We start from the raw sequence: 22,567 nt of genomic DNA on the forward strand, positions 1-22,567 counted from the left end.
AGCGGACGGCGCGGGCGAAGGCGGGAGCGAGAAGGCCAGGGCGGCGGGGACTCCCCCGCCGCCCTGGCCCCGTCCCGGCCCCGTCCGCACTTCCCACCGGACGGGGCGACCGTCAGAGGGTCAGGAAGGTCAGAAGGTCAGGTTCCAGGCGTCCACGGTGCCGACGTCGCCGGAGGCGCCGTCCTTCACCCGCAGCTTCCACGTCCCGTCGGCCGGGCTCGCGGAGGCGTTGACGGTGTAGGTCTTGGCGACGTTGTCGGCGCTGTCGCTGTCGGTGAAGTCCTCCAGCAGGTAGACCGTGCCGTTCGGCGCGACCAGGGAGAGGACGAGGTCGCCGCGGTAGGTGTGCTTGATGTCCACGCCGACCTTGAGGGCGGTGGGGGCGTTGCCGCCGACCCCGGTCACGGCCAGCGGGCTGTCCACCGTCGCGTTGTCGGTGATCGCGACGTCGGTCAGGGTCTCGAAGTACTTGCCGGCCGGCGGGGTGCCGCCACCGACGGCCTTGAGCGCGTCGACCTGGCCCTCGCCGAAGAAGGCGTTGTTGGCGGTGGTGCCGGTGCAACGGCTGTCGGACGGGCAGGCCACGTCGTTGGCCTGGGTGGCGAGGCGGGCCCGGATGTCGGCCGGGGTGAACGTCGGGTTGGCGCTCGCGATCAGCGCCGCGACACCGGTGACGTGCGGGGAGGCCATCGAGGTGCCGCTCTTGGTGCCGTACTTGCCGCCGGGGAGCGTGGAGTACACGCCGGTGGCCCCGTCGCCGCCGGGCGCGGCGACGTCGATGACGCCCCGGCCGAAGTTCGAGTAGGACGCCTTGCCGGTGCCGCTGGCCATGGCCGCGACGGTCACCACGCCGGGCAGCTCGGTCGGGATGTCGATGCAGGCGTTGGTGATGGTCCGGGTGACCTTGGTGGAGTCGTTGGGGCTGTCGCTGTCGGTGGTCTTGTTGGCCAGGTCGTAGTTGGAGTTGCCGGCCGCGGCGACCTGGAGCGAGCCCTTGCCCTCGGCGTAGTTCTGGGCCCGGCGGACGCCCTCGATGATGGCCGCCTGGTCCAGGTTGTCCGGGCAGTTGAACTGCCACGGGTCGGTGTAGTAGCTGTTGTTGGTCACCTTGAAGCCGTGGTCACCGGCCCACATGAAGCCGCAGACGGTGTTCTCGGCGAAGAACAGGGTGCTGGTCGGCTCGGCGATCCGGACCGAGGCGATCTTGACGCCCGGGGCCACGCCGATGACGCCCTTGCCGTTCTTGGCGGCGGCGATGGTGCCGGCGACGTGGGTGCCGTGGGTGTCGACGTCGCGCCAGGCGCCGGTGCGGGTGTCGGCCTTGCCGTACGCGCAGGAGGCGGAGTCGGCGGCGTCGAAGTTGGGCGCGAGGTCCTGGTGCTGGTCGTCGACGCCGGTGTCCAGCACGCCGACCTTGACGGTGGACGAGCCGGTGGAGACGGCCCACGCCTGGTCCGCCTTGATCTGGGTCATGTCCCAGCGGTTGGACTCGGTGAGGGTGGTGGCCGACTGGGCGGGGTTCGCGGGCAGCGCCGGGTTGTAGGCGTCGGCCGGGACATCGGAGGTGCGGGTCGCGCCGACCTGCTGGATGCCGGCCACTCCGCGCAGGGTGGCGGCGAAGGCGCTGCTGGTCGAGTGGGCGACGACGACGCCGATCGCGTCGTAGCTCGCGAAGACGGTGCCGCCGTTGGCGGTCACCGCGGACTTGGCGGCGGCGACATCGGCGGCGGCGCTGATCACCAGGTAGGCACGGGTCCCGGCGGCCCAGGCGGTGGCGGCGGCCGGGGCCTGCGGCGCGGCCGCGGCGGCCGGTGCGGCGGGAGCCGGCACGACGGGGGCGGAGGCGGGGGCGGCGGGAGCCGCGACGGCCAGGGTCGCGGGGGTGGCCAGCGCCGCGGCGGCCAGCAGGGCGAGCGCGGCGGTGGGGCGGCCGACCCGGCGGGATATCAGGGGTGACACGTGCGTCCTCCGATCGGGGCCCGTGCGTGAGGGGATCACACGGGGATTGAACGCAACATGCCAGAACAGTGTGCATTTGGGGAAGGCTTTACGCGTGACCTGTTGTCACAAACGTGTCAACGTTTGGTGTCTCCCCGATTGCCCCGGTCATTCCGGTCGTCCCCACCACGGCATCACCTGTGCGACACAGCCGGGCTCGCGGGCCGAAAGCTTCAAGCTTTCACTGTTCCGGCTTGACGCTTTTCCCTGGGTAGCATGACCGCATGACACCGCCCCCGGATGCGTCCGACGAACGGGACCGGTCCCAACGGTTCAGGGCCGAGCAGGTCAGGTCCGAACGGCTCCGGGCCGAACGGGCCCTCTGCGGCCTGGTGAACGGACTCGCCCAGCGGATCGGCGACCATCTGCGCGAGCACGCCGCCGGGCTCGGCCTCACCGCGGCGCAGGCCACCGCGCTGCGGGAGCTGACCGGCCCGCTGACGATGCGCGAACTCGCCGGGCGGATGAACTGCGAGCCCTCCAACACCACCTTCGTCGTCGACCGGCTGGAGCGGCAGGGGCTGGTCGAACGGCGGCCGCACCCCAGCGACCGGCGTGCGCGGCACCTCGTCCTGACCCCGGCGGGCGCCGGGCTGCGCGAGCGGCTGCTGGCCCTGCTCGCCACCGACTCGCCCTTGGCCGGACTCGGCCCGGAGCAGCGGCTCGCGCTCCAGGGGCTGCTCGAACAGGCCCTCGCCCGACCCTGAACCCGGTCCGGGCCGGGCCGGGCCGGGCCAGCTCAGACCGGGTCAGCTCAGGTCTGACCGGCGTCAGCTCAGGTCGGACCGGGGCCGGGCGGGGTCGGGCCCACAAAGGCACGGCCCGGCCGTCGCCGGGGCGGTGACCCCGCCCGCACCCGACGACGGCCGACGGCCGACGGCTCAGACCGCGCGCAGGTGGGTCTTCACCACGTCCAGCACGGCGGCCCGCTCGTGGGTCAGGTAGAAGTGACCGCCCGGGAAGACCTTCAGGTCGAAGTCGCCCGTGGTGTGCGCGGCCCAGTCGCCCGCCTGATCCAGGCTCACCCGCGGGTCGTGGTCACCGGTCAGGGAGATCACCGGCACCCGGACCGTGTCCTCCGGCGCGGCCACATAGGTCTCGATCGCGGTGTAGTCGCCGCGCAGCGAGGGCAGGATCATCTCCCTCAGCTCCGGGTCGGCCAGCAGGCGTTCGTCGGTGCCGCCCAGCCTGGCCAGCTCCGCCAGCAGTCCCTCGTCGGGCAGCAGGTGCACGGCGGAGTCGCGCGGTTCGGACGGCGCCCGGCTGCCCGAGACGAACAGCCGCACCGGACCGGTCACCTTGTCGCGCTCGAACCGGCGGGCGACCTCGAAGGCGATCGCCGCCCCCATGCTGTGCCCGAACAGGACCAGCGGACGGTCCGCCCAGGGCCGCAGCGCGGCGTAGACCCGGTCGGCCAGTTCGGGCAGCGAGTCGAGCGCCCGCTCGTCGATCCGGTCCAGCCGGCCGGGGTACTGGGCGGCGAGCACGTCCGCGTACGGGGACAGCTCGGCCGACCAGTCCCGGAAGAAGCCCGCCGAACCACCGGCGTGCGGGAACATCACGACCCGGACGGGCGCCGCGTCGAACGGATGGAAACGGCGGAACCAGAGGCTGTCGGTGACGGCGGTGGGGCCGGGCATAGGGTGCGCTCCCTCGCGACTGACTGATCGGCAGGACGGTCTACCCGCACAGTCTCCCCGGCCGACCCGCACCCACGTCAACCGCCCACCGGACGGGACCGTCCGGCCACGGCCGGTCGGCCGCGCCTCGGCCCACCCCGGTACAGGCCCGCCCCGGCCCGGCCCGCGCCGGTCCCGGCCCAGCTCGCCCCGATCCGCCCCGGCCCGGGCCATGCCGGTCCCGGTCAGCCCTCGTCGGCCGCCGTGTCGCGGCCGAACCTCGCCGCGGCCGCCCGCGCGCGGGACCGCCCGTCCAGCAGCAGCACCGACGCCGCCTCCGGCACCGGCGTCGCGGCGGCGCCCCGGGTGTGCGCGGTGAGCGCCGCGAGCAACTGGTCCAGACCCCGCCGGTGCCGCGCGAAGACCCGGTTCGAGGCCCAGCGGCCCCGGGCCCGCTGGCCGGCCAGGGCGGTCGCCGCCCCGACGTCGAGCAGCACGAGGTGCAGCTCCCGGCCCTGCCGGGCGGCCTCGCGGGCCAGCCAGCGGCGCATCCACGCCCGGCTGCCGCAGTCGTGCACCAGCAGCGGCCCGCCCCGGCGCACCGAGCGGCGCAGCAGCCGGAAGTGCTCCAGCCGGGCCCAGGGACGGTAGACCGCGTACGGCAGGCGGTCCGGCATGACGGCGGCGCAGGACTCGTGCACGGCGCGCGGGTCGACGGTCGCCGCCTGCGGCGCGTGGGCGGACCAGCGCCGCAGCAGGGTGCTCTTGCCGCTGCCGGGCAGCCCGGAGACCACCACGACCGCGTCGGCCGGGTAGCGCACGACGAACGGCTCGCCGGCCTCGCCGCGCAGGTCCACCGCTCCCCGCGCTTCCATCCCCGCCTGCGCCGCCCCACCCGCGCCCGGCGCGACCGCCCTCGCTCCACCCACGATGGCCGACCCGTCCATACCGCTCACCCGTCCCGTCCGTGCCCGACCTGGAACGATAACAATCCACGCCGCCCGGCCTCCCACGGTTCCCGAACCGGGGCCACCCGTGGCCCCGGCCGGTACGCGACGCCGGCGGCGGAAGGGCCGCCCACGCGCAGGCACCGCGGCGTACGGGCGTACGGGCGACCGGACGGGTCGCGGCCCTGCCGACCGACGGTTCGCCCCCGGGCGCGGGACGGCCCTCCGTCGCCCGCTCCGGTCCGGACGCGTCACCCGGGGAGACGGCGCACCGCGATCAGCGTGCAGGCGGTCCGCGGATCGGGCTCGACGTGGGCGGCACGGACGCCGTACGACCCGGCCTCCAGATCGATGCTCAGGCGCTCCTGCGACGGGACCCCTCCCCCGTCCGGGCCGCGTCGAACAGCACCACCGGCCCCGGCACCCGCCAGGTCCGCTCCGGTTCCCGCGAAGCGGCCCGCGTCGCGGCGTTCACCCGGCCGAGCAGGGCCTCCTCGGACTCCGCCGCCGACCAGCGCACGAACACACCCCGCCCCGGCGGGTACGCGGTCGACGCGGGTTCGTCCCCGAGGGCCAGGCCCTCCGCCGAGCCGATCCGGAGCAGGCCGACGAAGCCCTCGACGGCACAGGCCCGGTCGTAGTCGTCGTCAACGGCGTCGCCGTTCCCGGCCGGTCCCGACCACTCCTCCGGCACGAGCTCCGGAACCACGACGAACGGCCCCCGGGGACTCCAGCCACGCGACCGCTCCCGGCTCCCCGCAACGAACCATGAGCGCAACCTACCCACCGGCCCCGACGGCCGACGGCCGTCCCGGGGCATCGGCCGGTCGGGAGCGGATCCGGACGGTCCGCCCGGCGGGCGGCCGGGATCGACGGCGGATCCGGCGCAGGGCGGGCCGCACAGGGCCGAGCGGCTGCCGGCCGGCGGGGCGGCACGCCCGGCCGCGGGCCCCCGGCGGGCGGGGCGCGCCCCCAGGCCCTATGGTGGTCGCCGTTCATGATGTGCCGTCAGACTCGCGGCACTCGGGGGCGGGTGAAGGGTTTCGGGTGACGGGGACGGCGCGGTCCGGAGCGGCGGGGGCGACGCACACCGGGCTGGTACTGGCGGGGCTGGCGCGGGATCCGGGGCGGGTCGCGCTGCGGTACGGGGAGCGGTCGGTGACGGCCGCCGAGTGCCTCGCGGACGTGTACCGGCTCGCCCGGGCGCTGCGCTCCACCGGGCTGGGGCGCGGTGACGGCGTCACCCTGCTGACCGGGAACCGGCCGGAGGCCCTGCTGGTGCGGCTCGCCGCGAATCTGATCGGCTGCCGGGTGGCCCTGCTCCCCACCGACCGGCCGCTCGCGGAGCTGATCGCGCTGGCCGGGTCCGCCGGGACGGACGCGTTCGTGTTCGATCCGGAGGGGTGCGGCGCGGCGGCGGCCGGGATCGCGGCCGCACTGCCGTCGGCCCGGCCCCTGTCGCTCGGCACCGGAAAGCCGGGCCCCGGACAGCTCGGCACCGGAAAGCCGGGCCCCGGACAGCCGGGAAAGCTCGGCACGGACCTGACGGCACTGGCCGAACCGCTCCCACCCACGCCGTTGGCGCCCCGGTTCCGGCCGCAGGACGTGATGGCGATCCGGTTCACCGGCGGCTCGACCGGGCGGCCGAAGGGGGTGCCGCGCCGCTTCGCCCGGCCGCCGCGACCGGAACTGGTCGCCGGGTCGGTGTTCCTGCTCTGCACTCCGCTCTGCCACGGCGGCGGGGCGACGGCCGACCTGGCCCTCGCGGCGGGCGGCACGGTGGTGCTCCAGGACGGGTTCTCGGCGGCGGAGGTCCTGGCGGCGATCGAACGGTACCGGGTGTCCCGGGTCTACCTGCCGCCGCACTTGCTGTACCGGGTGCTCGACCACCCCGGGCTGGCCCGCACCGACACCGGCAGTCTGCGCCGCGTCACCTACACCGGCTGTCCGGCGGCGCCGGAGCGGCTGGCCGAGGCCACCCGCCGGCTGGGCCGGGTGCTGCACCAGACCTACAGCCTCACCGAGTGCGGCCCGGTCACCCGGCTCACCCCGGACGAGCACCTCGACCCCCGGCTGCTGACCACGGCCGGACGGCCGTTCCCGGACACCGAAGTACGGATCCTGGACGAGCGGGGCCGCCCGCTGCCGACGGGCGGCGTCGGACGGATCCGGGTGCGCACACCGACCGCGATGCAGGGTTACTGGCGGGACCCCTGGCTGACCGCGACGGTGCTCCGGGACGGCTGGCTGGACACCGGCGATCTGGGCTCGCTGGACGGGGCGGGGTACCTGACCGTGGCCGGGCGGCGCGATCCGGTGGCGATCGTCGACTCCCACAACGTCTTCCCCCGGGAGGTCGAGAGCCCGCTGCTGAGACATCCGGCGGTGCGCGAGGCGGTCATGTTCACCACCACCGACCGGGACCGGCTCCAGCACGCGCACGCCGCCGTGACGGTGACCGCGGGCAGCGGGGTGACGGCGGCGGAACTGCGCCGGTGGGTGCGGGAGCGCGGCGGCCCGCTGTGCGAACCGGCGACGGTCGTGGTGCTCCCGGACATCCCGCTGTCCGGGACCGGCAAGCCGGACCTGGGGGCACTCCGGGCCCTGGTGCCGGACCCGGCCGACCCCACGGCGCCCAAGGCACTCGCGGCACCCCCGGCACCCAACGCACCCCCGGCACCGGTGCCGGCGGCCACCCGGGCAACAGGGGCGCACGACCCGGCCTAGCGCGCGCCGTCCGTGCTTCGACCGCCCGCTCGCACGACCCCGCGCGCGGCGGTCGACAGGTGGAACCGCCCGTGGACACTCGACCTCGTCGGCCGGTCTGCCGATATCCCCGGCGGCACTCCCTCGCGCCGTCCCCTGGAGGCATCTCCCGTGACCTGGCTCCGCGTCCTCACCGCTCTCGGCATCCTCGCCGTGGCGGCGAGCGCCCTGCTCGTCTTCGCCCTCTGCACGGCCGCCGGCCGGGGCGACCGCACCGACCGGGGCGCCCCGGCCGACGATCTGCGCTCGGACGCCGAACGCTCCGGACTGATCCGCCGCATGGGCGGCGGCAGCTGACGACCCGGAACCGGTCCCGGACGGGGTTCGCGCAGCTTCACCGTCGACGCAAGGACACGATGTGTCCTATGGTGAACACAGTGTCCTGGCGGCCATCGCGGCCGACTCGTGACACCAGGCTTCCGCGCGCCGCTGCGGCACGCCCCCGAACGAAGGAGCACCCCGGCCATGGCCGAGACCCTGACCACCGCCAAGGCGGACCTGGTCGACCTCGCACAGCGCAGGATGCGCACCGCGATCCCCGACAACGACTGGACCACCCGCCAGAAGCTCGCCCTCACCTGCCGGATCCTCTTCGAGGCCGGCCACGACTCCGGCCTGGCCGGCCAGATCACCGCCCGCGCCGAACAGCCCGGCACCTACTACACCCAGCGGCTCGGCCTCGGCTTCGACGAGATCACCGAGGACAACCTCCTCCTCGTCGACGAGGACCTGGAGGTCCTGGAGGGCGAGGGCATGGCCAACCCCGCCAACCGCTTCCACAGTTGGGTCTACCGGGCCCGCCCCGACGTCACCTGCATCATCCACACCCACCCGCTCCACCTCTCGGCCCTGTCGATGCTGGAGACGCCCCTGGTCGTCTCGCACATGGACCTCACCCCGCTGTACGAGGACTGCGCCTTCCTGGAGACCTGGCCCGGCATCCCGGTCGGGAACGAGGAGGGCGAGATCATCACCGCCGCCCTCGGCGACAAGCGGGCGCTGCTGCTCGCCCACCACGGCATGCTGGTCGCCACCGGCGGCGTGGAGGAGTCCTGCACGCTCGCCGTGCTCTTCGAGCGGGCCGCCCGGCTCCAACTGCTGGCCTCCGCCGCCGGGGTGATCCGGGAGATACCCGCGCCGCTCGCCCGCGAGGCGCACGACTGGACCTCCACCGCCAAGCGCAGCCAGGCCAACTTCGCCTACTACGCCCGTCGCGCCCTGCGGGCCGGGCACGGCGACGCGCTCGGCGCCGTCGGCGGCACGAACGCCGAGGGTGGTGCCTGAGATGACCGATCCCGTACTGGAGGGGATCATCGCCTACCCGGTGACCCCGTTCACCCCCGGCGAGGAGGGCGGCGTGGACGTCGACGCCCTCGCCGCACTGGTCGACCGGCTGATCGACGCCGGCTGCCACGCCGTCGCCCCGCTCGGTTCCACCGGTGAGAGCGCCTACCTGGACGACCGCGAGTGGTGCACCGCCGCCGAGGCCGCGATCGGGGCCGTCGACCGCCGGGTGCCCACCGTCGTCGGCGTCTCCGACCTCACCACCCGCAATGCCGTCCGGCGCGCCCGGTTCGCCGAACAGGCGGGCGCGGACGCCGTCATGGTGCTGCCGCAGGCGTACTGGAAGCTCGACGAGCGCGAGGTCGTGGGCCACTTCACCGCCGTGGCGGACGCGGTCGGCCTCCCGGTGATGCTGTACAACAACCCCGCCACCAGCGGGGTCGACGTCCCGCCCGAGCTGCTGGTCTCACTGGTCGAGCGGGTGGAGAACATCACCATGGTGAAGGAGAGCAGCGGCGACGTGCGCCGGCTGCACCGGCTCGCCCAACTCACCGACGGCGCCCTGCCGTTCTACAACGGCAGCAATCCGCTCGCGCTGGCGGCCTTCGCCGCCGGGGCGACCGGCTGGTGCACCGCCGCGCCGTGCCTCATCCCCGGCCCGGTCCTGGAGCTGCACCGGGCGGTCCGGTCCGGCGAGTGGGACCTCGCCCGCGAGGTCTTCCAGCGCCAACTGCCGGTCCTGGAGTTCATCCTGGGCGGCGGCCTGCCCACCACCGTGAAGGCCGGCCTGGCCCTGCTCGGTCTGGAGGTCGGCGGCCCGCGCGAACCGCTGCTGGCCCTGGACCCGGCCGGGACCGCCCGACTCGCCGAGCTGCTGGCCGCCGCGGGCTGATCCGCCGCGACCGCACCGGCCCCGACGGCACCGGGGCCGGTGCGCCGGGGCGCGGCCGGCACCTCGGCGCAGGACCGGCACCTCAGGGCAGGGTCGGGACGCGGTCCGCCGGGCCGGACGGCTCGTCGTGGATCACCACCAGGACCGCGGCGGGCCGGTCGCCGGTGGAGCGGCAGCGGTGCGGCAGGGCGGAGTTGAAGTACACGCTGTCGCCCGTCCCCAGGACCACGGTCCGCTCCGGGAACTCCAGCTCGGCGGCGCCCTCGTGGACGAAGAGGTACTCCTCCCCGGCGTGGGACTTGAACGGCGCGTCGGCGGGATCCGTCGGCGGGTGCATCATGAACGGCACCATCCGCTTGTCGGTCAGACCGGTCGCGATGCCCTCGTAGCGCGTGGCGCCCGGGCCCGTCCCGGCACCCATCGGGGTCCGCTCGTCGGCCCGGACCACGGTGATCAGTTCGGGCTCCACCTCGTCCGAGAACAGCCGGCCGACATCGACGTTCAGCGCGTGCGCGAGTTTGAGCGCGGTGGAGATCGACGGGTCGCTGAGGCCGCGTTCCACCTTGGAGAGATAGCTCTTGGTCACCCCGACCCGCTCCGCCAGCGCCTCCAGGCTGAGCCGGTTCTGCTTCCTCAGCACCCGCACCCGGCTGCTCATGCGCGCCACCCCTCACCACTGCCGCCCGGAACGGACCGGTCCAGTATCCCACCCCCGTTCGGCCTCCCGACGGGCCGGGGCCGGTCCCGGGGCCCGAATGGCTCCCCCGGTGATCCACTGTCTAGGCTCGGTCCTTCCGGGCAGAGGGCAGCGAGCAGCGGGCACAGGGACGGGTGAGCCGAGTGGGCAGGTGGGATCGGGCGCTGGACGCGGCCGGGGTGCGGGAGGCCGGTCTGCGGGCCGACTACGAGCGGCAGCGGCGGCAGGTGACCCGCTACCGGCGCGAGGTCGCGGTGGCGGCCGGGCTGCTGCTGCCGGAGCGGACCGTGCCGCACGTGATCGCGGCGGCCGCGTTCATGCACCGGACCGACACGCTGCTCGACAGCGGGCCGCTCGCGGAACGGCGGGCGGCCGCCGCCCGCTGGCAGCGGGAGGTGACCCGGAGCCTCGCCGAGGGCCGGACGGACGACCCCGAACTGCGGCCACTGCTGCACAGCGCGGCCGCCCACCCCGAGCTGCGAGACCGGGTGCTCGACCACCTCGCCGCAGCGGAGGCGGACCTCGACTTCACCGGCTTCGACACCGAGGCGGACTACCAGCGCTACGTGGACGGGTACTCGCTGCCCGGCTTCATGGTCGTCGCCGCGCTGCTCGGCCCGGCCGGCGACCAGTCCGCCTACCGGGCCGCGTGCCGCACCTTCATCGACGGCAGCCAACGGCTCGACTTCGTCAACGACCTCGCCGAGGACCTCGCGGAGGGACGGTTGACCGTCCCCCGGGACCGGCTGGAGCGGCACGGGGTCACCCGCGACGACCTGGAGCGGGGCCGCGACCTGCCGGCGGTCCGGGAGCTGCTCGGCGGCCTGCTGGACGAGGCGGAGCGCGCCCTGGCCGGGTCCCGGACCGTGATCGGTCTGGTCCCGGCCGTCCACCGGCCGATGGTCCGCTGCATCGTCGGCGTGGAGGAGCTCACCGGGGCGGCGGCGCGCGCCGACCTCGGCGCGCTGCTGCGCCGCTCGGCGAGCCCGGCCAGGCCCGCCGCGCTGCGCCTGCTCGCCCGGGAGTACCTCCGGTTCCGCCGGGAGGCCCGCCGGGCCCGCCGCTGACCCTGCGGCCACGGCGGTCCGGCGAACCCTGCAGTCACGGGAGCCGCAGGAACGGCAGGAACGGCAGGACCGTCAGGAACGGCGGGACCGTCAGTGCCCCTCCAGGTCGTCCGGGCGGACGGCGATGTGGTCGGCCCCCAGCTCGACCGCGACCCGGTGCTCCATGCCCAGCGCCTCCAGGAACTTGGCCGGCAGCTGGACCCGGCCGGTGCGGTCCAGCATCACGTACTCGGTCTCGTTGACCGACTCCTCGCCGTGCTCGTCGGTGAGGGTGCGGCGGAGCACCTCGCTGCTGGTGCGGCCGTCGCGGATGGCGACCGTGCGGCGGACCTCCCCGGCCACCATCGGGTCGTGGGTGACGATCACCACGGTGGCGCCGAGTTCGCGGTTGACGGTGCGGAACGCCTCGAAGATACTCGCCCCGGTCTCCGAGTCGAGCTCGCCGGTGGGCTCGTCGGCGAGCAGCACCGGCGGGTTGTTGGCCATGGCGACGGCGATGGCGACGCGCTGCTGCTGGCCACCGGACATCTCGGTCGGGCGACGGCGGGCGAGTTCGCCGATGTCCAGTGCCTCCATCAGCTCGGCGACCCGGGCCGCCTGCTGCCGGGAGCCGGCGCGCGAGGAGCGGCCGCCGCGCAGCTGCATCGGCAGGGCGATGTTCTCGGCGGCGGTGAGGAACGGCAGCAGGTTGCGGGCGGTCTGCTGCCAGATGAACCCGACCACCTCGCGGCGGTAGCGCAGCCGCTCGCGGGGGGACATCTCCAGCAGGTCGCTGCCGGCCACGGTGGCGGTGCCGGCGGTCGGCACGTCGAGCCCGGCCAGGATGGTCAGCAGGGTGGACTTGCCGCTGCCGGAGGCGCCGACCAGGGCGACCAGATCGCCCTGACGGATCGTCAGTTCGAGGCCCTGGAGGGCCTGCACCTCGACGCCCTGGGCGCTGAAGATGCGGACCAGCCGGTCGCAGACGATGGCCGCGTCCGCGCTGTGCGCCGCGGGGCCGGCCGCGGCGGCGCGGGCACGCTCCTGGAGTTCCTGGAAGGTGGGGGCCGGGGCGGTCTTCTGGTCCTGGGCGCTGCCGTTCACCGCGTGCTCCTCTCGTCGGCGTGGGGCCTCGTCGTCGTGGATGTGCTGGTCGTGGATGTGCTGGTCGTGGATGCGCTCGGCGTCGGTGTGCTCGGCGCTCCGGGAACGGCCCGGCCGGAATCGGGCGGGTCCCCGGGGCGGGGCGGGAGGGTCATCGCTGGTCCCCCGCCCGGAGTTCGGTGGCGATCTGCCGGCGGCCGGCGATCAGCGCCTCGGCGACGACACCCGCGGAGACCAGGACGGCGAGGCCGACCGTCGGCAGCAGCACCGGCGGGAGGTCGATCCGCAGCCCGGGCGCGATGTCGGCGCCGACCAGAATCGACAGATCGAAGGCGGGCCCGAGCAGGGCCACCGCCGCAACCGCGACCAGGCCGCCGCCGACGGCCGCGACCAGCGTCTGCGGCAGTGTCTCGATCAGGATCAGGATCAGGCCCTGCCGCGGCCGCAGACCCATGGTGCGCAACCGGGCCAGCAGCGCGGTGCGCTCGGGCGCGGCCCGGACCAGGGTGAGCAGGACGGCCAGCAGCGCGAGCGCGCCGGCCCCGAGCACGGCGGTCCAGAAGAGCCGGGCGGCGGCGGACTGGAGCGGGTCGGCGGCGAGCTCGGCGCGCAGGGCCGAGCTGGTGCGCACGCTGTAGCCGAGCGGCAGGCCGTCGTTCCCCTCGCCCGCCGCGACGGGATAGGTGGTGGCCCGCTCGACGGAGGCGATCCGCTCGCGCACCAGGCTCCGCAGCCGGTCCTGGTCGACCGGACCGGTGGCCAGCCAGAGGTTGGCGCGGCCGAGTTCGGGCGCGAGGGCGACGGCCGGGCCGGCCGGCAGGACGACGAACAGCCGGTCGTCGCCCTGGAGCGCGGGGGTGCCGTCGACGACGCCGGCGGTGCGGGTGAGCAGTTCCCCGCCGTTCGGCAGCCGGAGGCGGCGGGTGTCGCCCGGGCCGAGCTTGCGGGCGAGCGCGGTGGAGACCAGGGCGGGCACCGGGGCGTCCGCCCCACCCGTGCCCCCGGACAGCGCGGCCGCGTCGAAGGCGCCCCGCCCGAGCGAGCGGGAGATCTCCGCGTAGGCGACCGGGTCGGCGACCACGGCGAAGATCCGGGTGGAGCCGTTGCCGTCGAGGACGAACACCTCGGTGTCGGCCCAGACCCGGGCGGAGGCGCGGACCCCGGGCAGCTCGGCCGCCGCCTCGCCGAATGCCTCCGACACCGGAACACCGATCGGGACGACCACCGAGGCGTCGCCGCCGACGGTCAGCCGGGCGGCGTGGGCGCGTTCGGTGTCGACGGCCCCGAGCACGGTGGAGCCGAAGCCCGCGGTGGTGACGGCGAGCAGCAGGGCGATCAGGGGCAGGACGGAGGGCCGGGCCCCTTCGGCGCCGCCCCGGGCGGCGCGGGCCAGGCCGAGGAAGCCGATGGCGCCGGGGCGCCCGGTGGCGATCCGGGCGAAGACGCCGAGCAGCAGCGGCTGGAGACGGGCGAGCAGCAGTCCGCCGGTGAGGGCGAGCAGCAGCGGCGCGGCGACCAGCAGCGGGTCGATGTCCGCCCCGGCCGGGGCGACGCCGCGTCGGCGGACCTCGGCGACGGCGGCGACCGTCACGGCCAGGACGGCGAGTTCGCCGGCCAGGCGCCGCCGGCCGCTGCCGGCCCGGGACCGGGACCAGAGCCGGGCGGCGCGCAGCGGGAGGGCGAGCAGGGAGAACAGGGCGACGGCGGCGCCGGCCAGGACGGCTCCGCCCCAGCGCGGGCTGGGCAGCAGCCACAGTGCGAGCAGTCCGGCCAGGGCGGCGGGCAGCAGGACGGTGACGACGCCCTCACCGAGCAGTCGCCCGACGACGCCGCCCCGCGACCCGCCGCGGGCCTGGAGCAGGCGCAGTTCGGCGGCCCGCCGGTCGCCGGAGAGGGCGGCGGCCAGGCCGAGGACGACCAGGCCGACGCCGGCCAGGCCGGCCGGGCCGATGGCGGCGAGCGGCGCGGTGGCCTGCTGGCGCGCGGTGGCCTTCTCCAGTACGCCCGGCAGCGGGGAGGTGATCTGCAGGCCGACCCGGTCGGTGGCCTTCACCAGTTCGTTGGCGGTGTGCCCGGTGAGGTAGGAGGCGAGTTCCCGGTCGGTGCGGGAGAGCTGGTCGGCGCGCAGCCGGTCGACGTCGACGGGGATCCGCCAGAAGTCCTGGGCGCCGGTCTGCCAGGTCTGGATCGCGTCGAGGGCGCTGCCGTCGACGAGTCCGGTGAAGCGCCAGAAGGCTTCGGGCTGCTTGCCCTTGGTGAAGTCGAGGCATGCCTGGAGGGGGCAGGACAGTTCGGCCCAGTACGGGTCGGCGCGGTCGGCGGCGTCCAGGATGCCGACCACCTCGGCCTTCGGCGCCCGGTCCTCCTGGAGGACGTCGGGGGTGGTCAGCACGTCGCCGAGGTGGATCCCGAGGGTGGTGGCGGCCTCGCGGACGAGCACGATCGGGACCGGGCCGCCGCTCCTCGGCGCGTCCGGCCAGCGGCCCTCGGCGAGCGTGGTGTGCTCGCGCAGGCCCTGGACGTAGAGCAGGCCCATCTCGGGGTCGACGCGTTCGGGGCGGGCCAGACCGGGGTTGGTCAGGGACCGCGTCCTGCCGCTGCGGGCGCCGTAGACGAGTCCGCCCGGGGCGACGGCGAGGGTGGGGCCGACGTGGGCGGCGAGCAGGGCGGCGGCGTCGTCCAGGGACTTGGCGCCGCCGGAGCGCGTGGCGGAGGCGTAGACGCTGGTCGCGACGGTGCCGCGGTCGCGGAGGAAGTCGCGCAGGCCGTGGTCGGCGGCCCGGTCGAGGACCCGCGGGAAGGCGGTGGCCAGGAAGACCGTGCCGAGCGCGAGGACGGCGGTGAGCAGGGCGGCCAACGGGGTCGCGCGAAGGCGGGTGCGGACCCACGGGGCCGGGCGGTGGGCCGCCCCGGGCCCGGTGCCGGTACCGGTGGGGCGCGGGGCGGTGGTGGCGGCCGGGCCGGTCACATCTCCTCCAGGTGCCGCAGGCGCTGGGCGACGTCACGGCGGCGGCGGCCGCCGAGCAGGGCCGAGAGCAGGGGGACGGCGGAGATCGCGACGGCCAGCAGCGCGGCGGTGCCGAGCGGCAGGGCCACCAGGGCCTCCGGAACGGGGCGGCGGGCCGCCGGGGTGAGGACGACGAGGGGCACGATCAGATGGACGATCAGGGCGCCGAGGGCGAGTCCGACGACGCTGCCGAGGCCCACCAGGACGGCCTGTTCGGCGGCGGCGGTGCGGACCAGGCGGCGCCTGGGGGCGCCGAGGGCGAGCAGCAGCGCGGAGTCGCGGGAGCGCTGGCCGGCGGCGGCGGCACCGGCGGCACCGAAGCCGATCGCGGCGAGCACGGTGGTGACGACGGCGATGGCGGCGAGGGCGTTCTGCGGGGCCGCGCTGAGCGGGTCGCCCAGGAGGTCGGCGGCCACCTCGTCGCGGAGCTGGAGCCCGGGGGCGCCGGGGGCGGCGCGCAGTGCGGCGGCGGCCTGGGCGGGGGCGCGGTCGTCCGGTCCGGTGGCGGGCAGCCACCATTCGGCGGGGGCGGGTGTCTCCCGGCCGCCGGCCGCGAGGGCCCGGCCGACCGTGCCGAGGTCGACGAGTACCGCGTTGTCGCCGACGACGGGCAGGGAGGCGACCTCACCGGTGATCCGTACCGGCACCGTGGTGAGGCCGAACGGCACCCGGACGGTCGTGCCGACGGCGGAGCCGGTGGCGGCGAGGTAGCCGCGGGTGGCGACGCCGGCGATCGCGGCCGGGGGCTTGGAGCCGGCCGGGGTGATGACGGCGCGCCGGTTGTTGAGGGCGTCGGCGCCGACGCCGTAGCGCACGCTCAGCACCCGCCGGTCGTCGGAGGCGCCGGGGACGACGTCCACGCCGACCGGGCGCTCGGCGGAGTCGCCGCTGGTGCTCCAGTCGAGGCCGGCGGGGACGGCGGCCGGCACGCCGGGGTCGGTGGCGCGGTCGGCGGCGGCGAGCCGGCGGATCGTCAGTTCACCGCTGTCCTTGGGGCCGAGGGCGAGGGTCAGTCCGACCACGGAGAGCGGTGCGGACACCGAGCTGAGGCCGCCGTCGGTGAGCGTGGCGAGGTCGACGGTGGCGCGGCCGTCGCCGGTCCCGGGGATGCCGGTGACCGGGGCGACGAAGGAGAGGTCGTGGCTGTCGCGGAGCAGCAGCCACACCTCCGGGGCCTTGGGGGGCGGTGCCATGTCGAAGCTGTCGCCGCCGGCCGCCGCGGGGCGCGGAGCGGGGGTGAAGGTGACATCGACGTCGATCCGCTGCGGGTGTCCGGGCAGCGTGACCCCGGTCGGGGCACCGCCGGCGGGGGCGTCGACGAGCGGGGCGAACAGGCTCTTCGGGTCCTGCCCGTCGATCAGGTCGGAGCGGACCGGGACGCGGGCGGCGAAGGCGGCGGCGTCCAGGGCCAGGACCTGGCCGTGGGTGCCGTCGGGCAGCGACTGCTCCTGGCGGGCGACCGGGATGATCCGGTCGCCGCCGGGCAGGGCGGCGAAGCGGCTGCCCTGACCGATCGCGGCGGTGTGGGCGCCGTGGATCCGCAGGCCGCCGGCGGTGGCGAAGGACGCCTGGTCCTGCTGGGAGGCGTTCCAGGTGTCGTGCTGACCGAGCGCCAGGACGCCGGTGGAGACACCGAGCACCAGGAGCAGGACCGGTCCGCCGGCCTGGCCGGGGCGGCGGGCGAGCTGCCAGCCGACCAGGGCGGGGCCGAGGCCGCGGCCCCGGGCGGCGAGCCGGGAGCCGAGTCGGGCGACGAACGGCAGCAGCCGCAGCACGAGCAGGGTGCCGGCGCCCAGGGCGAGTGTGGGGGTGGCGACCAGGACCGGGTCCAGTCCGAGCCGGCCGTCCGAGTCCGGGGACAACCCGCCGCTGTACTGGGAGAGTTGCTGGTAGGCGAGAACGGCCAGGCCGAGCAGGGCGAGGTCGGCGCCGGAGCGGGCGGCGCCGGCGGCCAGGGCCTGGCGGCGGCCGGCCCGGCGCAGTACGGCGGTGCCGGCGCCGCGCAGCAGGGCGGGGACGGCGGCGAGCAGCACGCAGCCGAGGGCGCAGGCGACCGAGACCGGCCACAGCGTCCAGTGCAGCGAGGTGTCCAGCGGCACGTGGCGCAGCGGGCCGAATCCGCCGAGGACGCGCAGCAGTGGCGGGGTGAGCAGGGGGGCCAGCAGGGCGGCGGGCAGGGCCAGCAGCAGGGCCTCGACGGCGGTGTAGCCGCCGAGCCGGGTGCCGGAGGCGCCGCGGGCGGCGAGCAGGGCGTTCTCGGACTGCTGGCGGGTGGCGATGAGATGGACGACGAGCAGCAGGGCGGCCGAGGCCAGCACGACGAGTTGGAGCGCGCCGATCAGCAGGGTGGACCGGGCGACCATCGCGCCGGAGTCCAGTTCCCGCAGCAGGTCGGGGAGTTCGGTGCGGGCGAGGATTCCGGCGTTCCGGTTGAGCGCGTCGCCGGCCGGGGCGACCCGGTCGCGGACGCCGTCCACGGCGGCGGCGGCGACGCCGGTGAAGTCGGCGTCGATCAGCCAGCTGCGGCCGTTCTGGGGGATACCGGCGGCGGTGAAGGCGGTCTCGTCGACGAGCAGCGGGCCGTAGGTGGTGAAGCCGCCGGAGAGGATCTCGCGGCCCTGCACCGGGTCCAGTCGCCAGTAGAGGTCGGCGGGGTCGTTGGCGCGGTAGGCGCCGGTGACCCGGACCGCGAGCGGGGCGCCGCCGTAGCGGTCGGTGAGCCGGACTTCGGCGGGCAGGGCCTCGGGGGTGAGGCCGAGGCGGGTGAGCACGGACCTGGGGACGGCGACCTGGACGGGGCCGGGGGCGCCGGGCGCGGCGGCCGCGGGCCAGTCCCCGGCGAGGAGTTGGACGTAGCGGCGGTCGAGGGCGGCGAGGAGGGTGAGGTCGTCGGCCTTGGTGCCGCCGGGCTGTGCGGCGCCGGCCGTCGGGGTGGCCGCGGGCGCCGGGGCGGGGGCGGCGCCCGCCGGGGCGGCCGGAGTGCCCGTCCGGCTGCCCGTCGGGGCAGCCTGCGCGCCGTCCGCCGGTCCGGTCGGCAGGCCGTAGGAGCGGCTGCGGGACAGCGCCCGGGTCTCGACCGGCAGGTCGCCGTAGAGCAGCCGGGCGTAGTCGGCGACGGCCGCGTCGTCCTTGGCCCTCCGGTCCGTCCCGTGCTCGGAGTTGACCAGCACCGTGGTCCGCGGGTGGCCCCCGCCCTGCAGCGCCTGCCGCTGTCCGATCTCGCCGACGGTGCGCTGGAAGGCGACCAGCGCCGTGAGCACCGCCGTCGTGATCAGTACGGTGAGCAGGGCGGCTGTGGCCAGGGGCAGTCGCCCGCGCAAACGGCGCATGACAAAACCGAGCATCCCGATCCTCCCCCGGTCGTCAGTGGTGGCGGCGCCGCGTCCGGTCCGGGCAGGTGTCGCGCGGTGCGCGGACGGGCCCCCGGGGCGCTTTCGCCATGGTGATCACCGGCGCTTGATCACCGGATAGCGGACGATGCTTTCAGATCCGGTCATAGAAGGGAAGGGACTTGCGCGAAGGATGTAAGTAATGAACAAATGCTGCGCATCGCATCCGAGCGCCGCACCATGACGGCCGACGATGCGTCGGCCCGCGATTCCCGCGAAGCCATGGACACCTCAAGTACGACGCCCGAAGAACACCGCGAAGAACACCCCGGCCGACCGTCGGCAGGAACCGCCGGGGAACTCCCAGGGGGACGCCGCATGACTCAGCAACCGGCCACCACCGTCACCACTCCCATGGTGGCCGTCACCGAGGTCCACCGCAGCTTCGGCACCGGCGAGCGCGCCGTGCACGCCCTGCGCGGCGTCTCCTTCACCATCGGCCGGGGCGAACTCACCGCCCTCAAGGGCCGGTCCGGCTCCGGCAAGACCACCCTGCTCAACCTGGTCGGCGGCCTGGACGCCCCGACCGGCGGCAGCATCACCCTCGACGGCACCGACCTCGGCAGCCTGGACGAGGACGGACGGCTCGCGCTGCGCCGCGACCGGCTGGGCTTCGTGTTCCAGTCCTTCGGCCTGCTGCCGGTGCTCACCGCCGCCGAGAACGTCGGCATCCCGATGCGGCTGCGCAAGGTGCCCGCCGCGCAGCGCGAGGAACGCGCCCGCACCCTGCTCGCCCTGGTCGGGCTCGCCGACCACGCCAACCAGCGCCCCGGGGAGCTCTCCGGTGGCCAGCAGCAGCGCGTCGCCATCGCCCGCGCGCTCGCCAACGAGCCCGATCTCATCATCGCGGACGAGCCGACCGGCCAGCTGGACTCCGAGACCGGACGCTCGATCATGGAGCTGCTGCGCGCGGTGGTCCGCAGTGAAGGCGTCACCGTCCTGGTCGCGACCCACGACCCCAACCTGATGGAACTCGCCGACCGCGTGGTCGAGCTCCGCGACGGTCGCGTCGTCGACGAGCCCGCCCCCGTCGCCTGACCCGACGCGCGGGCCCCCGGGGCGGCCGGGCGGCGGACCGACCCGCTCCCGGCAGCCCTCCCACGGTCCACTCGAACCACCGCATCCCCGTCGGCGTCGCTTCCGGGCGCTTCACGGAGCCCACCGGAGGATTCCCGGGAATCCGGCCGGTGCGCGCCGGGGAATGCCTTCGGGGGAATGCGCCAGGGAATTCCTCGGGAATTCCTCGGGGAAATGCCCCGAAGGCCGCCCGGACTCCCTGGGGAATCGGACACCCCCCCGGAGAGCGGGGCCGGGACGCGGCCGCCGACCGCCCGTCCGCACGGCCCGTCCGCATCGCCGGGCAGCGGCGCGCGCCGAAGGAACACCGGCCACCACCCGGCCACCACCCGGTCGGCACCGGTGCGCAACCGGCGCCGACCCCGGCCCGAAGCCGTCCGCGGTCCGGGCCGTCGGCCGTCGACCGGGCCCGCTGTCGACACGACAGCACCGGGCGCGCCGTCCGCGACAACCGGACGCGGACCCTCCGTACGGCCGCGAAAGACCGGACGCGCGAAGCGACGGCGCGCGAAGTGACGACGAACGGCCGTCGGCCGGTCGACGAATTCGCCCTGGCCTCCGCCCTCGGGCGGCGCCCCGAATTCCCCGGCGACGACACCCGCATTCCGGCCGCCGTCAGCGCGGCGCGGACCCCTCCGCCCGCACCCGGACGACCGGGCCGCTCCCGCCGGTCCGACCGCGGGCCCGGTCGGGCGCGGATCCGGAGCCCCGGTTCCGGGTGACCGACGCGAAGATCGCGGAAGTCCGCGTGTTGGCTGCGCGATTCATGGCGTTGCGGCCGAAGTCGGCGTACCGCACGCGGCACCGGGTGCCGGTCCGGCCGATCGGGTGGTCACCGCCGTACCAGGTCCGGTTCGGGCCGCTGCCGAGCCGGGAGCCGGACGGTCGACCGATACCGGGGCCTTGAGGTCGGGATCGGTCGAGGACCGGCCTCCCCGTCGCGGCGGGGCCGTCGTCACGGTCGTCACCGTCGCGCCGCGAACCTAAAAGGTCTGAACCAGATGCGGCCATCCCCGAGTCTTCAGTTCATGAACAGAAGGTCGGCGCCGGTCGACGCCTCGCACGGCATCCCGCGTCCACCCGTGCGTGCACGCCCCGCCGCCCCTTCCTGCGCGGAGGCTTGACGTGGTCTAGGCCAACCCCTAACTTCACGTCTTGAAAAATGTCCGGACCCCGTCAGGTCCGAGGTGCGACCCCCGCGGCCCCCGTCCCGCCCCGCGGCTCTCGAATCTGACACCTCGTTCACTTCCTGAACGAGCATGCGAGTGAACGACCGACTTCCCCCCACAAGGAGCCGTCTTGCTTCGCAACCTCGCCCGCACCGCGGTGGCCGCCGCGGCCCTCTCCGCCACGGTCGCCGCCCTCCTCTCCGGCGCCGCCGGTCGGGCCTCGGCCGCCGCCGACCCCGGCCCGGGATTCCCCGCCCAGTACGCGGCGCCGTACCTGGAGACCTGGAACAACCCGTCCACCCTCGCCGACGCCCGCAACGGCGCCGGGCTGAAGTACGTCACCCTCGCCTTCGTGATCAGCGACGGCGGCTGCAACGCCACCTTCAACGGCGACACGCCGATCACGGACGCGGGCTGGACCGCCGCGATCAACGCGCACCGGGCGGCCGGGGGCGATGTGATCGCCAGCTTCGGCGGGGCCTCCGGCACCGAACTCGGCCGGGCCTGCACCGGGGTCGCCGCGCTCCAGGCCCAGTACAAGCGGGTGGTCGACGCGCTCGGCCTGACCCGCATCGACCTGGACATCGAGGGTGGGGCGCTGGCCGACACCGCCGCCAACGACCGCCGCAACCAGGCCCTCGCCCAGCTCCAGCAGGCCCAGGCCGCCGCCGGGAAGCGGCTGGACGTCAACTACACCCTGCCGGTCGCCCCCACCGGCCTGCTGCCCGACTCCCTGAGTCTGCTGAACAACGCCAAGAGCCGCGGTCTGAACGTCAACGCCGTGAACATCATGACGATGGACTACGGCCCGGCCATGGACATGGGCCAGGCCGCGATCGACGCCGCCAACGGCCTGCACACCCAGCTCGGCCGGATCTGGACGACCAAGACCTCCGAGCAGTTGTGGGCGATGGAGGGCAACACCCCGATGATCGGGGTCAACGACGCCCAGGCCGAGGTCTTCACCACCGCGAACGCCCGGACCCTCACCGACTTCGCCCGCTCCCGCGGCATCCAGCTCCTCGCCTTCTGGGCCGTCGGCCGCGACCGGGCCTGCGCCACCAACGGCACCCTGTCCTCCACCTGCAGCGGCACCCCGCAGTCCGCCTACGAGTTCTCCCGGACCTTCGACAGCGTCACCGGCGGCACCACCCCGCCCACCGGCCGCACCGGCCGGATCACCGGCTACGGCGGCAAGTGCGTCGACGTCGCCTCCGCCGGCACCGCCGACGGCACCGCGATCCAGCTCTGGGACTGCAACGGCACGGCCGCCCAGTCCTGGACCGTCGGCACCGACGGCACCATCCGGGCGCTCGGCAAGTGCCTGGACGTCACCTCCGCCGGCACCGCCAACGGCACTCCGCTCCAGTTGTGGGGCTGCAACGGCACCGGCGCCCAGCAGTGGCAGGCCCGGGCCGACCGGACCCTGGTGAACCCCGCCTCCGGCCGCTGCCTGGACGCCACCGGCCCGTCCTCCGCGAACGGCACCCGGCTGCAGATCTGGGACTGCTACGCCTCCGCGAACCAGCAGTGGAACCTGCCCGCCTGACTTCCCGCCGACCCGAGAAAGGA

The 22,567-nt window shown here is 75.4% G+C and carries 16 protein-coding genes; 8 read left to right on the forward strand and 8 right to left on the reverse strand.

Translation table 11 applies throughout. The features are described from left to right. Positions 1–129: 129 nt before the first annotated feature. Positions 130–1,959 carry a S8 family peptidase gene (locus tag ACIQ9P_RS09340; protein ID WP_402352263.1) on the reverse strand — a complete coding sequence of 610 codons (1,830 nt, stop codon included), beginning with the start codon at positions 1,957–1,959 and terminating at the stop codon, positions 130–132. A gap of 263 nt (positions 1,960–2,222) precedes the next feature. Between ACIQ9P_RS09340 and ACIQ9P_RS09345 the strand changes: the two genes are divergently transcribed. Beyond that, positions 2,223–2,705: a MarR family winged helix-turn-helix transcriptional regulator gene (locus ACIQ9P_RS09345; protein ID WP_402352265.1), complete on the forward strand. Its 483-nt coding sequence runs from the start codon at positions 2,223–2,225 to the stop codon at positions 2,703–2,705. Positions 2,706–2,879: 174 nt separating this feature from the next. On the opposite strand, the gene ACIQ9P_RS09350 is transcribed toward ACIQ9P_RS09345, so the two are convergent. From ACIQ9P_RS09350 to ACIQ9P_RS09360, 3 genes are all read right to left on the reverse strand, one after another. Further along, complete coding sequence (locus ACIQ9P_RS09350; protein WP_402352268.1) at positions 2,880–3,638, reverse strand: thioesterase II family protein; 759 nt, start codon at positions 3,636–3,638, stop codon at positions 2,880–2,882. Between the two features lie 224 nt (positions 3,639–3,862). Further along, a complete protein-coding gene (locus ACIQ9P_RS09355; protein WP_402352271.1) occupies positions 3,863–4,492 on the reverse strand; it encodes an AAA family ATPase in 630 nt (209 codons plus the stop codon). Between the two features lie 427 nt (positions 4,493–4,919). After that, positions 4,920–5,273 (reverse strand): Imm21 family immunity protein, encoded by a 354-nt coding sequence (locus ACIQ9P_RS09360; protein ID WP_402352274.1) that lies wholly within the window; start codon positions 5,271–5,273, stop codon positions 4,920–4,922. A gap of 338 nt (positions 5,274–5,611) precedes the next feature. Here ACIQ9P_RS09360 and ACIQ9P_RS09365 point away from each other — a divergent pair, with 338 nt between their 5' ends. The 4 genes from ACIQ9P_RS09365 to ACIQ9P_RS09380 all read left to right on the forward strand — a co-directional run bounded on the left by ACIQ9P_RS09365 (position 5,612) and on the right by ACIQ9P_RS09380 (position 9,506). After that, positions 5,612–7,291 (forward strand): AMP-binding protein, encoded by a 1,680-nt coding sequence (locus ACIQ9P_RS09365; protein WP_402352277.1) that lies wholly within the window; start codon positions 5,612–5,614, stop codon positions 7,289–7,291. A 150-nt stretch (positions 7,292–7,441) separates the two neighbouring features. After that, the gene (locus tag ACIQ9P_RS09370) at positions 7,442–7,627 is read left to right on the forward strand and encodes a hypothetical protein (RefSeq protein ID WP_402352280.1); all 186 of its coding nucleotides are present in this window, start codon (positions 7,442–7,444) and stop codon (positions 7,625–7,627) included. Positions 7,628–7,795: 168 nt separating this feature from the next. Further along, positions 7,796–8,614 carry an aldolase gene (locus tag ACIQ9P_RS09375; RefSeq protein ID WP_402352283.1) on the forward strand — a complete coding sequence of 273 codons (819 nt, stop codon included), beginning with the start codon at positions 7,796–7,798 and terminating at the stop codon, positions 8,612–8,614. A gap of 1 nt (position 8,615) precedes the next feature. Beyond that, positions 8,616–9,506, forward strand: a complete 891-nt coding sequence (locus ACIQ9P_RS09380) for a dihydrodipicolinate synthase family protein (RefSeq protein WP_402352286.1) — start codon at positions 8,616–8,618, stop codon at positions 9,504–9,506. 82 nt (positions 9,507–9,588) lie between these two features. On the opposite strand, the gene ACIQ9P_RS09385 is transcribed toward ACIQ9P_RS09380, so the two are convergent. After that, a complete protein-coding gene (locus tag ACIQ9P_RS09385) occupies positions 9,589–10,164 on the reverse strand; it encodes a helix-turn-helix domain-containing protein (protein WP_402352288.1) in 576 nt (191 codons plus the stop codon). Positions 10,165–10,346: 182 nt separating this feature from the next. On the opposite strand from ACIQ9P_RS09385, the gene ACIQ9P_RS09390 reads away from it, so the two are divergent. Beyond that, a complete protein-coding gene (locus ACIQ9P_RS09390) occupies positions 10,347–11,270 on the forward strand; it encodes a phytoene/squalene synthase family protein (RefSeq protein WP_402352290.1) in 924 nt (307 codons plus the stop codon). A 90-nt stretch (positions 11,271–11,360) separates the two neighbouring features. Here the strand turns inward: ACIQ9P_RS09390 and ACIQ9P_RS09395 are convergent, their stop codons facing one another. The 3 genes from ACIQ9P_RS09395 to ACIQ9P_RS09405 all read right to left on the reverse strand — a co-directional run bounded on the left by ACIQ9P_RS09395 (position 11,361) and on the right by ACIQ9P_RS09405 (position 18,704). Continuing rightward, a complete protein-coding gene (locus tag ACIQ9P_RS09395; protein ID WP_402352293.1) occupies positions 11,361–12,353 on the reverse strand; it encodes an ABC transporter ATP-binding protein in 993 nt (330 codons plus the stop codon). Positions 12,354–12,504: 151 nt separating this feature from the next. After that, on the reverse strand, positions 12,505–15,321 hold the full coding sequence (locus ACIQ9P_RS09400) for an FtsX-like permease family protein (protein WP_402352296.1): 2,817 nt from the start codon (positions 15,319–15,321) through the stop codon (positions 12,505–12,507). Then, positions 15,318–18,704 (reverse strand): FtsX-like permease family protein, encoded by a 3,387-nt coding sequence (locus tag ACIQ9P_RS09405; protein ID WP_402352299.1) that lies wholly within the window; start codon positions 18,702–18,704, stop codon positions 15,318–15,320. Before ACIQ9P_RS09405 ends, ACIQ9P_RS09400 begins: the two co-directional genes overlap by 4 nt. A gap of 363 nt (positions 18,705–19,067) precedes the next feature. On the opposite strand from ACIQ9P_RS09405, the gene ACIQ9P_RS09410 reads away from it, so the two are divergent. Both ACIQ9P_RS09410 and ACIQ9P_RS09415 read left to right on the forward strand, forming a co-directional pair. Next, positions 19,068–19,787: an ABC transporter ATP-binding protein gene (locus ACIQ9P_RS09410; protein WP_402352302.1), complete on the forward strand. Its 720-nt coding sequence runs from the start codon at positions 19,068–19,070 to the stop codon at positions 19,785–19,787. A 1,338-nt stretch (positions 19,788–21,125) separates the two neighbouring features. Further along, positions 21,126–22,544: a ricin-type beta-trefoil lectin domain protein gene (locus ACIQ9P_RS09415; protein WP_402352305.1), complete on the forward strand. Its 1,419-nt coding sequence runs from the start codon at positions 21,126–21,128 to the stop codon at positions 22,542–22,544. Positions 22,545–22,567: the final 23 nt, after the last annotated feature.

The organism is Kitasatospora sp. NPDC094019, assembly GCF_044764505.1.
Taxonomy (GTDB): domain Bacteria; phylum Actinomycetota; class Actinomycetes; order Streptomycetales; family Streptomycetaceae; genus Kitasatospora.

Bases quoted from the DNA above. Each gene is read 5' to 3' on its own strand.
- ACIQ9P_RS09345 (WP_402352265.1), top strand. From the start codon at position 2,223: ATGACACCGCCCCCGGATGCGTCCGACGAACGGGACCGGTCCCAACGG.
- ACIQ9P_RS09350 (WP_402352268.1), bottom strand. From the start codon at position 3,638: ATGCCCGGCCCCACCGCCGTCACCGACAGCCTCTGGTTCCGCCGTTTC.
- ACIQ9P_RS09355 (WP_402352271.1), bottom strand. From the start codon at position 4,492: ATGGAAGCGCGGGGAGCGGTGGACCTGCGCGGCGAGGCCGGCGAGCCG.
- ACIQ9P_RS09375 (WP_402352283.1), top strand. From the start codon at position 7,796: ATGGCCGAGACCCTGACCACCGCCAAGGCGGACCTGGTCGACCTCGCA.
- ACIQ9P_RS09380 (WP_402352286.1), top strand. From the start codon at position 8,616: ATGACCGATCCCGTACTGGAGGGGATCATCGCCTACCCGGTGACCCCG.
- ACIQ9P_RS09385 (WP_402352288.1), bottom strand. From the start codon at position 10,164: ATGAGCAGCCGGGTGCGGGTGCTGAGGAAGCAGAACCGGCTCAGCCTG.
- ACIQ9P_RS09405 (WP_402352299.1), bottom strand. From the start codon at position 18,704: ATGCTCGGTTTTGTCATGCGCCGTTTGCGCGGGCGACTGCCCCTGGCC.
- ACIQ9P_RS09410 (WP_402352302.1), top strand. From the start codon at position 19,068: ATGACTCAGCAACCGGCCACCACCGTCACCACTCCCATGGTGGCCGTC.